The organism is bacterium (assembly GCA_035945995.1).
GTDB lineage: Bacteria > Sysuimicrobiota > Sysuimicrobiia > Sysuimicrobiales > Segetimicrobiaceae > DASSJF01.
This window is the reverse complement of sequence record DASYZR010000055.1, coordinates 1-11,680: the sequence shown is the minus strand read 5'-3', so window position 1 is coordinate 11,680 and position 11,680 is coordinate 1. Positions and strand designations below refer to the sequence as shown.

At 70.6% G+C, this 11,680-nt stretch carries 7 protein-coding genes; all 7 read left to right on the top strand.

Features of this window, described 5'->3' with window-relative positions:
• The first annotated feature begins 236 nt into the window (after positions 1-236).
• The gene (locus VGZ23_05260; protein HEV2357003.1) at positions 237-1,190 is read left to right on the top strand and encodes an ATP-binding cassette domain-containing protein; all 954 of its coding nucleotides are present in this window, start codon (positions 237-239) and stop codon (positions 1,188-1,190) included.
• Entirely contained in the window at positions 1,187-1,948 is a 762-nt protein-coding gene (locus VGZ23_05255; GenBank protein ID HEV2357002.1) for an ABC transporter permease, read from the top strand. The genes VGZ23_05260 and VGZ23_05255 overlap by 4 nt, the downstream gene beginning before the upstream one ends.
• Positions 1,949-1,952: 4 nt before the next feature.
• Positions 1,953-3,410: a Gldg family protein gene (locus VGZ23_05250; GenBank protein ID HEV2357001.1), complete on the top strand. Its 1,458-nt coding sequence runs from the start codon at positions 1,953-1,955 to the stop codon at positions 3,408-3,410.
• Positions 3,407-4,834: a DUF4340 domain-containing protein gene (locus VGZ23_05245; protein ID HEV2357000.1), complete on the top strand. Its 1,428-nt coding sequence runs from the start codon at positions 3,407-3,409 to the stop codon at positions 4,832-4,834. The genes VGZ23_05250 and VGZ23_05245 overlap by 4 nt, the downstream gene beginning before the upstream one ends.
• Before the next feature lie 135 nt (positions 4,835-4,969).
• Positions 4,970-7,231, top strand: coding sequence for a phosphodiester glycosidase family protein (locus VGZ23_05240; GenBank protein HEV2356999.1), 2,262 nt, complete (start codon positions 4,970-4,972; stop codon positions 7,229-7,231).
• A gap of 258 nt (positions 7,232-7,489) precedes the next feature.
• On the top strand, positions 7,490-9,634 hold the full coding sequence (locus tag VGZ23_05235) for a transglycosylase SLT domain-containing protein (GenBank protein HEV2356998.1): 2,145 nt from the start codon (positions 7,490-7,492) through the stop codon (positions 9,632-9,634).
• Positions 9,635-9,673: 39 nt separating this feature from the next.
• Positions 9,674-11,680, top strand: a 2,007-nt coding sequence (locus tag VGZ23_05230) for a S9 family peptidase (GenBank protein HEV2356997.1), incomplete at its 3' end; no start/stop codon positions are given.

Below are 11,680 nucleotides of genomic sequence, written 5' to 3'. Positions count from 1 at the left end.
ATCCAGCATCCGGCTCTTGGCGGTTTTCGGGGCAGCGCGATACCGTGGTCCGAGGGAGGCGATGTATTCGCGGATGCTCTGCGGGCCCATGATGCCTCCTGCGCCCTCGGTAACAGGGGTTATGAGGCATCAGGACTTCGCTCGGTAACATTATTTATGAGGCAGATCGGCCCCTTGCAACGGTGTGACTCGGCGATTAGGATAGTGGCTGTCCGCGTGGAAGGGGGGATTTGCCAGTGATTCAGGCCGAGTCGCTCTCCCGCAGCTACGGGGAGCGTTGGGCCATCCGCGATGTGTCGTTCCGGGCCCGGGAAGGCGAAATTCTCGGGTTTCTCGGCCCCAACGGCGCCGGGAAGACGACGACCATGCGCGTCCTGACCGGATTCCTCGCTCCCACCGCGGGGAAGGCCTCGATCGCAGGGTTCGATATCGTGGAACGGCCGCTCGAAGCGAAGCGTCATCTCGGGTATCTGCCGGAGGTTGTCCCGCTCTACGAGGAGTTTACCACGCGCGAGTACCTCTCTTTCGTCGCGCGGCTCAAGCGCGTCGAGCGCCGCCGGATTCCCGATGCGGTGGACCGGGCCATGGACCTCTGCGGCGTCCACGACGTCGCGGACCGGTTGGTGCGCAACCTGTCGCGCGGGTACCGGCAGCGCGTCGGGTTGGCCCATGCGATCGTGCACGATCCCGCGGTGCTGATTCTCGACGAGCCCACGTCGGCGATGGATCCGAGGCAGATCGTCGAGATCCGCAACGTCATCAAGAATCTGCGCGGCTCGCACACGATCATCCTGAGCACGCACATCCTGCCCGAGGCCACCGCCGTCTGCGACCGGGTGGTCGTGCTCAATGAGGGCGCCGTCGTGGCGGTGGATACCTACGAGCAGCTGGCGGCGCGCCTGCGCAACTCGGACAAGACGCTGGTTCGGACGGCGCGGCCGGCGCCCGATCTCGCGCGGCGGCTCGGCGGGATCGACGGGGTGCGCCACGTGACCATCGGGACGGCGCCGGGCGAGCTGCTGGTCGAGTCCGCGCTCGGCACGGACGTCCGCGAGCACGTGGCGCGGGCGGTCGTCGATGCCGGCGCCGGGCTGCTCGAGCTCCGGCCGCTGTCCATGAGCCTCGAGGACGTCTTCCTGAAGCTGGTCACCGACGAGGACGGGGCCGGAGCGAAGGGAGCCGGGGCATGAGCGGCACCTTGGTCATCGCGCGCAAGGAGATGCGGCAGCTATTCGCGTCGCCGATCGCCTACGTCGCGCTCGCCATGTTTTTCCTCATCACCGGGTTCCTGTTCTTCTCGCTGATCGGCCTGTACACGACGCAGGTGCTGCAGCTGCAGGGGACGCCCCCGGCGGACTTCAACCCGACGCGCATCATCTTCAGTCCTCTGTTTCAGGACGTGAGCTTCGTGCTGATCCTCCTCGTCCCGGTGCTCACGATGCGGCTCGTCTCCGAAGAGGACCGCACACACACGATGGAACTGCTGGCGACGTCGCCCGTGACGAGCACCGCGATCGTGCTCGGCAAGTATCTCGCCGTGCTGGCGCTGTACCTCCTGCTGCTCGCGATCAGCGCCTACATGCCGCTCAGCCTGGCCGTGATCGGCCGCCTCGACTGGGGCCTGCTCGGCGCGACGTATCTCGGCCTGATGCTCCTCGGCGGCGCCTTTCTCGCGATCGGGCTCTTCGCCTCGACGCTCAACGAGAATCAGATCGTCTCCGCGGCGATCGGGTTTTCGCTCCTGCTGCTGCTGTGGGTGCTCGGGTTCGCCCAGCAGGCCACCGGCTCAGCCACGCAGCAGGTGCTGTCGGCGCTCGCGGTCGCCACGCACTTCTCGACGTTCGCCGGCGGGACGATCGACACGAAGGACGTGCTGTTCTTCCTGAGCCTGGCCGGATTCTTCCTGTTCCTCGGCGCGGTCGCGCTCGAGTCGCGAAAGTGGAGGTAGGGCGATGATCCGCCGCAACCGGCTGCTGACGGCGAACGCGTTGATTTCGGCGCTGCTCGTCGCCGCGCTGCTCGTCGGGCTCAATTATCTCGGCGTCGAGCACCACGTCCGCTCGGATCTCACCGCCACCCGGGAGCACTCCCTGTCGCCGCAGACGCTCAAGGTCCTCAAGACGCTTCCCGGCCCCGTCGAGGCCGTGGCGTTCCCGAGCAGCGACCCGAACAACGACCAGCGGGGCCGCTACCGCGACGTCCTCGGCACGTATCAGTACTACTCGAAGAACTTCCAGTACCGGTTGGTGGACCCGGACCGCAACCCCACGGAAGCCCAGCGGTACAAGATCACCTCATACGGCCAGATCGTTCTCCGGCGGGGCGCCGCGACCTACACGGTCGACGACGCGACCGAGGACGCGTTGACGAACGGCCTTCTGCACGTGCTCGAGACCGGCAAGAAGACCGTCTACGTGATCCAGGGCGAGGGCGAGGCCGCGCCGGACGACTTCACCCGGGACGGGATGGGCACGGCGAAGCAGACGCTCACCGGCAAGGGGTTCGACGTGAAGAGCCTGTTCCTCATCAAAGAGGGACGGGTGCCGGCCGACGCCTCGGCCGTCGTCCTCGCGTCGCCCTCCCGCGAACTGCCGCCGCAGGTCCTCGACGCCCTCGACGCCTACTACCGGGACGGCGGGCGCCTGCTCGTACTGGTCGATCCGCAGACTCCGCCCGGGGCCCGCGCGTGGCTCGGGCGGGAGTTTCACGTTGCCGCCCCCGGCGGTCTGGTGGTTGATCCGGTCTCGCGGCTCCTCGGCGCGAATCCGGCCGTGCCGATTGTGACGCAGTACCCTTTCAGCGACATCACGCAAAACTTCAACCTCGCGACGGCGTTCCCGGTGTCGACTCCGCTCGTCCCCGATCTCAAGGCCAAAGACGTCACGCTGACCCCGATCGTCAAGAGCTCGGACGCCAGCTACGTGAAGACCAACCTCGACGCCAAGGACATCGGGTTTCAGGCCGGCGTGGACCGCAAGGGCGCGTCGGTGCTCGGCGTGGAGGTGACACCGGCCGCCGGGACGCCGGCTCCGACGGCCGTTACGCCCACGGTTCCGCGGGCCGCCGCGCCGTCCGCGGGCACGAAGCCTCCTTCTTCACCCGCGGGCGCGGGCGGGCCCCCGGCGGGGGGCGGGGCAGCGAAGGGATCCGCCGTCCTCTTCGGCAACAGCGCGTTTGTCCGGAACAGCTACGTCGGGCTGGTCGGCAACCGCGACCTGTTCACGAGCACCGTGGCCTGGCTGACCCAGTCCGGCAACCTCGTCAGTATCGCGCCGCGGGTGTCGCCGTTCGACCCCTTCATCATCTCGGGGCAGCAGGGCCGCTACCTGTTTCTCGGCAGCGTGATCGCGCTGCCTCTTGCGCTGCTGATTCTCGGCGGATCGGTCTACTTCCGCAGGCGCAGTCTGTGAACCCGCGCGTCACGATCGCCCTCGCCCTGGTCGTTGCGCTCGTCGCCGCCTACATTCTGGCGGTCGATCGCCCGCAGGCGCAGCGGGCGGAAGAGGCCCGGCATCTGGTGCACGTCACCAAAGCCGGCGTCACCCAAATCGCGCTTCGGAACGGCAAAGAGACCGTCGAATTGGCGCGGGTCGATGCGACGCACTGGACCGTGACCCGGCCGTTCCGCGCGCCGGCGTCCTCGTTTGCAGTCTCGGATCTGCTCGACGCCGCCCTCGGCATCGTCGCACAGCGGACGGCGGCGGATAAGGCGACGGATCTTGCCGCCTACGGCCTCGCCGCGCCGGCCACGGAGCTCACGCTGCGCACCGCGGACGGGAAAACGGTGGCGGTCGATCTCGGCAAGGGGTCGCCCGTGTCGGCGGGAATGTACGCCCGGACCGTTCCCGGGGACGCCGTGTACCTCATCGATACGTCCGCCCGCGACGCGCTCGCGAAGACGGCGGCCGATCTGCGGCAGAAGACGCTCGCGGACTTCACGAACGCGGACGTGCAGCGCGTGCGCGTGGCGTCGGCGTCCGGCACGCTGGCGGTGGATCGCGTCGGGCCGGACCGGTGGCGCCTGCAGGGCGCGCACCCGTGGCCGGCCGACGATTTCAAGGTCACCGACTTGTTCTTCCCGATCACCACGACCGACGCCAAGGCGTTCCACGACGGGGTGACGGACCTCGCTCCCTATGGACTCGACCACCCGACGGTGACCGTGGAGCTGACGCTCAAGAACCGTCCGTCGCCGCTGCGATTTCTCTTCGCCGCCCGGGGCAGGGTGACGTACGCCATGGTCGCCCCGTCTGGCGCGGGGCAGGCCCCGTCTGGCGCGGGGCAGGCTGCCGCCCCGACCGTCCTCCAGATGGATGCCGGCCTCGTCGGGCGGCTCACGCCGACCCCGATCTCCCTCGTGACCAGACGCGTGCTGCCCTACGACGCCCAAAACCTCACCGCCGTGACGTGGAGCCGCGACGAGCAGAGCCTGCAGGTGCGGCGGCAGGGGCCCGGATTTGCCGGCGGCGGACTGACGGAGGGCGACATCACGGATATGTTTTCGTCGATCAACCTGTTGGAAGCCGACACGGTCGAACCGCTGTCGGCGGCCCCGCCCGGAGCCGCGGCCTTCATGATCTCTGCGGACGGCGGAGAAGGCGCGCGGTTCCGTGTGGCGGTGTATCACCGGCCCGGCGGGTGGCTCGCGACGGATGCGGCGCTCGGCCTACAGTACAAGATTTCAGCGAACGCGTTTGACAGTTTTCCGAAGCCGATTGTCGCGTTTCTGGGGATTCCCCGGCGCGGCCCCGCCGCCGCGCCGCGAGGTCCGGTGACCCCGACGGCGCCGAACCCGGTGACCCCGACGGCGCCGGCGAAGCCCCCGACGCCGTGAACGTCGGCCCGAGTGGCCCCCCGCGGCGCGGGATGTGAGCGCCCGGCAGGACGGAGGCGGCCGGGCGCCGAACAGCGCGGCAATTTCTTCGCGTCACACACCACACCAGCGGATGGCGCAGAGGACACGATGCAGATGACGCGACAGGGCTGGACCCGTCTGTTCGCACTCGTTCTTGTACTCGCCCTCCTCACGCCCGCAGCGCAAGGCGCGGGACCCGCCGACTGGCCCGCCGTCCTCGCCTCGAGCATCGTCGCCCTGCCGGTCGCCGCCGGTGTGGAGTACCGGCACGTGTCGCTCGCGACGTCCGACGGTCCCCTCGATCTGCACCACCTGCTGGTCGACCTGCGCAATCAGACCGTGCACCTCGGCGTCGGCGTGGCGCACGATCAGCTGATCAGCGACGACGAGCCCGTCTCCTCCATGGCGGTGCGGGCCGGTGCGATCGCGGGCATCAACGCGGACTACTTCGACATCGGGCAGTCCGGCATGCCGCTCAACATCGTCATCCAGAACGGCGCACTGCTGCGCAGTCCCTGGCGGTTCGTCGCCCTCGTGATCGGCAAGGACGGCGTCGCCCGGATCGTGCGGTACCGATGGACGGGGACCCTCGGCCTCGAGGGCGGGGGAACCCAGCCGTTCGACAGTTTCAACGCCGGCGTGCCCGTCGACGGCATCAGCGTGATTTCCAGCGTGCGCGGATACGGCGCGCCGCCGCCCGATCCCAGCGTCCGTCAGGCGGTGGCGGAACTCTCGCCCGCCGACATGGCTGGGTCCGCGTCGGGGGGGACGGGCCGGTACTTCGTCAAGCAGATCTGGCTCCAGCAGGCGTTTTACGCGCCGTTTCCGCAGGGCGAGATCATCCTGCTGGGCCGCGGGACGGGGGCCGATTGGATCCGCGGGCACCTGAGCGCCGGGACCACCGTCACGGTCAATCTGACGACGGATCCGGACTGGCACCAGGCGCAGGTCGCCGTCGGCGGCGGCCCGATTCTCGTGGACAACGGCCGGATCGTCGAGGACCCGGACGCGCCCGCAGCCGCCGAGCGCGACTTTCGGTACCCGGCGGCCGCCGTCGGGATCAGCGCGGACGGCCGGTACCTCACGTTTGTGGAAGCGGACGGCCGCCAGCCGTGGCTCAGCATCGGCCTCACGCGTCCGCAGTTGGCCCAGTACCTGCTGCGCCAAGGTGCCTACGAGGCGATGGCCTTCGACAGCGGGGGCTCGGCAACGATGGTGGTCCGGCTGCCGGGCCAATCGCAGGTCTCGACGGTCAACTCCCCGTCCGACGGCAGGGAGCGGCCCGTCGCGGACGCGGTCCTCGTGTATTCGACCGCGACGCCCGGCCCGCCGGTCAGAATCCTCGTCAACAACAACCAGCCGCTCGTGCTCTACGCGGGCGCGCGCGTGATGCCGCCCGTGATCGGGGTCGACGCGCAGGGGAATCCGGTGCCGCTTACCGATCCGGTGCGGCTCGTCCCGACCGGCGGACTCCTCCGGCTCGACGGCAGCCCATCGCGCGGCCCGGTCGCCCGGCCGCCGGCGCCGGATTTCGCGAGCGTGGGCGCCGACGGCAGTCTCGTCGCCGGCCGGGAATCGGCCGACGGGACCGTGCAGGTCCAGAGCGGCACGGCAACGGGCAGCACGCCCGTGTCGGTGGTGACGCGCCTCGCCCGGCTTGTTGTCGCGCCGGCATCGCTCTCCGTCGCGCCCGGGCAGGGGGCGCCGGTCAAGGTGATGGGTGAAGATCGGACCGGGCGCCTGGTCGCGCTGCCGCAAGATGAGGTCGTGTGGGACGTGACCCCGCCCGCGCTCGGGACGATGTCGCCGTCGGGATTCCTCGCCGGGAACGTGACCGGGAACGGATCCTTGACCGCGCACCTCGACGGCGTGACCGCCGCCGTGCGTGTGTCGGTCGGAGGCGCCTATATGCGTCTCATTCCGGCGTTCGAGGAGCAGGCGTCGTTTCGCGGCTACCCGGACTCGGTGACGGGCAACGTGACTCCGGCGTCGACCCCCAGCCGGGGCAACCGGCAATCGCTGCGGATGCAGTTCCACCTCGAAGGGTCCGGCAGCCGGGCCGCGTACGTGCAGACCGACCTCCCCCTTCCCGGCACGCCGACCGGCATGTCCCTTTGGGTCTATGGCGACGGCGACGGCGCGTGGCTGCGCGGCGCGTACACCGACGCAAACGGCGAGCGGGGAACCGTGACGTTCGCCCGGCACATCGATTGGCAGGGCTGGAAACAGCTCCGGGCCGCGTTCCCGCCCGGCCTCGCCTATCCGATCCGGTGGACGTACGTCTACGTCGTCGAGACCGATCCTGCCGCGACGCCGAGCGGGGAGATCTACCTGACCGAACTCCAGGCGGTGTACGGGACCGGCCCGGCACGGTAGCCCGCGCTTCTCGGACGTGTTCCCGAGGGGACGGGGAGCGGCGGCGCGGCCGGCGAAGCACGGTGGGTCCGCCCCCACGCGTCGCGGCACGATCCCGGGTATCTATCGAATGGGGGCCGTCCACCAACGCCTTTGCCGAGCGACACCATGTCTGACAACTCCCGTCTGCGGGCTTCTCGCACCGCGGCCGCCGGGCCGGCCCCCCTGTCGGGGGGGATGTCTGGGACCGCGCCGTTGCACGCCCCAAGACCCTGGCGTGTGCGCGCCGCGGCGGCGGTTCCCGCGACCGTGTTGCTGCTCGCCCTCCTTGTCGCCTCGCCGGTGCGGGGCGTGCCGGCGCCGGACCAGCTCGCCGCGGCCGTCGACGCCTACCGCCACAATGATCTCCCCAGCGCCCGCGGACTGCTGGAGCCGCTCGCGGCGTCGGACGACGCCGTGGGGGCCCGGGCATCCTACCTCCTCGGCGTTATCGACCTCGCGGACAAGCGGTACGCCGACGCGAGGGCGGCGTTCGGGCGCGCGGCGGCCGGCGTTCCGGCGCTGGCCGATCACGCGGTCTACTACGGCGGTGTCGCGGAGTTCGACGCGGGCGACTTTGCCGGGGCCGCGGCAACCTTTCAGGACGTCATGGCACGCTTCCCCGATTCGAGCATGCACGGTCTCGCCCTGTTCTGGCGTGCGGAGAGTCTCTGGGGCGCGCAGGCGCCCGACGCCCCGGATGCCTTTCATCGGTATCTCGAGCAGTTTCCGCAGGGACGGCACGCGGCCCAGGCGTGGTTCGACATGGGCCAGGCACTGGAGAAGCAGAGACACTGGGGCGACGCCGCCCAGGCATACCGGCGGATTCGCTGGGCGTTCGAGGCAAGTCCTTATGCGGCCTCCGCGCACGCGCGTCTCGCCGACCTGGCGCGCACGCACCCCCTTCCGCCGGATGCGACGCCCGTCGAGGTCTTTTACCAGCGCGCGGTGACGGAGTTCGACGCGGGAGACGGCGCGGGCGCGTGGACCGATTTGCAGCGCGTGCGGTCTGCGGGACGCGCCTGGACCATCAACGACGGCACGTTCTACATGCTCGGTGTCCTGGCGTACCAGCAGCGGCGGTTCGCGGAGGCGTCGCGCTGGTTCCGGCAGGACGTGCCGCTCGGGCAGACGCACGCCGACGACTCATGGTTCTACCTCGAGCGCATCGCGCTGACCGGCGGCCGGGAGACCGACGCGCTCGCCATTGCGCGCCGGCTGGCCGCCGAGTATCCTCGGTCCTCGCTCGCCTCGCGCGGTCTCTTCCTGGTGGCCGAGACGCGGGCCGACCGCGGAGCCGTCGGCCCTGCCCTGGTCTTGTATAGGGAGGCAGGCGACCGGTTCCCTCAGCAGTACTGGGGCGGCCAGGCGCTGTGGGAAGTCGGTTGGCTCCTCTCCCGCGGCGGACAGTGGGCGTCCGCCCGGGCCGCGTGGCTCCACGCCGGGGAGGCTGCCGCGGGAACCGATGCCGCGTCCGCGGCGTGGTATTGGGCGGCGCGTGCCGCCGAGGAACTCGGCCGCGCCGACCTCGCGTCCGAGAGTTACCGGCGCGCGGCGTTTCTTTACGGCGACACTTACTACGGTCAGCAGGCCGCCTCCCGCCTCAAGACGCCGGTCCGGGTCGCCGTCGGGGCGGCCCCGGCCGACGTGCCGGCCGGCGCCGTTCCGGCGCTGGACCGGTTTCGCGAGCTCGACGATCTTGCGCAAACCGATGACGCCACGCTGGAGCTTGAAGCCGCCGCGCCCGCCCCGGCGCGCCTGCTCGTGTCGACACTGCTGAGCCAGCGATACACAGAGCAGGGCGCCCCGCGCCGCGGCATCGGCGTCGCCGAGGATGCGCGGAACGCGATCGGGGCGCCGGCGCCGCACCGGCTGCCCCTTGTGCTGTGGCAGGCGCTCTATCCCCGGGTCTTGTGGCCGCTCATCACCCAGGCGGCCGCCCGCGACGGCGTCGATCCGAATCTGATCGCCGGCGTGATTCGCGAAGAGAGCCGGTTCGACACCACCGCGGCCTCGGCGGCCGGCGCCTACGGGCTCATGCAGTTAATGCCGGGGACGGCGCAGAGCACCGCGCGCAGCCTCGGGATGGCGTCCCCGGACCAGCGGGGGCTCGCCGATCCCGCGACGAACATCGCCCTCGGCGCCGCCGTGCTCAAAGCCGAGTTGATGAGGTTCGGACGCGTCGACCTGGCCCTCGCCGCCTACAACGCCGGCCCGGGCGCCGTGCGGCAGTGGCAGGCCGCGCGATCGGGCGCCGACCCGGACACGTTCGTGGAAGCGATTCCGTACGATGAGACGCGCGGATACGTCAAGACCGTCCTGCAGTCGGCCGCGATGTATCGGTGGCTCTATCAGGACGGGCATCCGGCGGCGTCCGCGCCGTAGGCGCGTGCGCGACCCCGGGACTTCGAGGAGGATGTGTTGATGCCCCATTCGCAGGTGCTGCCCTACGGCTCGTGGCCGTCCCCAATCGCGGCGGGTGCGGTCGCCGAGGCGGGAGTCGGCCTTGAGCAGGTGATGCTGGACGGCGACGACGTCTACTGGATCGAAGCGCGGCCGGCCGAGGGCGGCCGGAACGTCGTGGTGCGGCGCTCGGCGTCCGGCCCCGTCGCCGATGTGACGCCGTCCCCCTTCAATGCGCGGAACGGCGTCCACGAGTACGGGGGTGGCGCGTACGCGGTGCGCGGCGCCGTTGTCTTCTTCTCGTCTTTCGACGACGGGCGCCTGTATCGCTGCGGGCCCGGCGAACCGCCGGCCGCGATCACCCCGGACGGCGCGTACCGCTACGCCGATCTCGTCGTCGATCTGCGCCGTGACCGGCTCGTGTGCGTGCGGGAGGATCACACCGTCTCCGACCGGGAGGCCGTGAATACGATCGTGAGCGTTTCCTGCCGGGGCGGGGTGGCGCCGCGGGTGCTCGTCTCGGGCGGTGACTTCTATGCCGCGCCGCGGCTCAGCCCCGACGGCTCGCGTCTCGCGTGGCTGACGTGGAATCTCCCGAACATGCCGTGGGACGGGACCGAATTGTGGGTCGGCGAACTGGCCCGAGACGGTACCGTCGCCGGCGCCCGCCGGGTGGCGGGCGGCCCGGCGGAGTCGGTGATGCAGCCGGAATGGGGGCCCGACGGGACCCTGTACTTTCTCGCCGACCCGACCGGGTGGTGGAACCCGTACCGGTGGCGCGACGGCCGGATCGAGGCGGTGCTGAAGGCGGCGTCCGAGTTCGGGGGGCCGGCGTGGCGGTTCGGGCAGTCGTCGTACGCCGTCGCGCCCGACGGGCGCCTCATCTGTACCCACAAGCGCGAGGGCGCGTGGCACCTGGCCTGGCTCGACCCGGCCCGGGGAGTCTTGGAGCCGATCGCGCTGCCGTACACCTCGCTAGACAGCATCCGGTGCGGCCGTCCCGGGATCGCGTTCGTGGCCGGGTCGCCGACCGAATTTCCGCGGGTCGTGCTGACGGATCTGCGGGCCCGGCGGATCGACGTGCTCCGGACGTCGGCGGTCGCGCCTGCCGATGCCGCGTACTTCTCCCGGCCGGAGGCCATCGAGTTTCCCACCGAGGGCGGCCTGACGGCGCACGCGTTATTCTACGCGCCGGCCAACCCGGACGCGGCGGCGCCGGAGGGCGAGCGGCCGCCGCTCATCGTAAGCGTCCACGGCGGTCCGACGGGCGCCGCGTCCGGGACGCTCAGCCTCGGCGTCCAGTACTGGACGAGCCGCGGCTTCGCGCTCGTCGACGTGAACTACGGCGGCAGCACCGGCTACGGCCGCGCGTACCGGGAGCGGCTGTACGGGCAGTGGGGCGTCGTCGACGTCAACGACGCGATCAACGCGGCCCGCCATCTCGTCGAGCGCGGGCTCGCGGATCCCGATCGGCTGATCATTCACGGCGGCAGCGCCGGCGGGTACACGACGCTGCGCGCGCTCACGGCCCGGGACGTCTTCGCCGCGGGCGCGAGCTACTACGGGATCAGCGATCTCGTCGTGTTTCACGAGGAGACCCACAAGTTCGAGTCGCGGTACGACGAGCACCTGATCGGGCCGTATCCCGACCGGCTGGATCTCTACCGCGAACGCTCGCCGATTCAGACGATCGACGGCCTCCGCGCCCCCCTGATCCTGTTCCAGGGGCTCGAGGACAAGATCGTGCCCCCGAATCAATCGGAGACGATTTTCGAGGCGGCGAAGCGGAAGGGCATTCCCGTTGCCTACATCGCGTATCCCGGCGAGCAGCACGGGTTCCGGCGCGCGGAACACATCAAGCGCACACTGGAGGCGGAAGCGTACTTCTACTCGCGGATCTTCGGCTTCCCGCTGGCCGACGCGGTCGAACCGGTGCCGATCGAGAATCTCGAGAAGGTGCCGGCGCCCGTCCGGCGGGCCCGGCGTCCCGCGGCGGGCGGCCGGGCGCAGCGGACGGGCGACGCGGCG

What these genes read in the sequence shown, in the direction of transcription:
- VGZ23_05255 (HEV2357002.1), top strand. Translation starts at nt 1,187, where the DNA reads ATGAGCGGCACCTTGGTCATCGCGCGCAAGGAGATGCGGCAGCTATTC.
- VGZ23_05250 (HEV2357001.1), top strand. Translation starts at nt 1,953, where the DNA reads ATGATCCGCCGCAACCGGCTGCTGACGGCGAACGCGTTGATTTCGGCG.
- VGZ23_05240 (HEV2356999.1), top strand. Translation starts at nt 4,970, where the DNA reads ATGACGCGACAGGGCTGGACCCGTCTGTTCGCACTCGTTCTTGTACTC.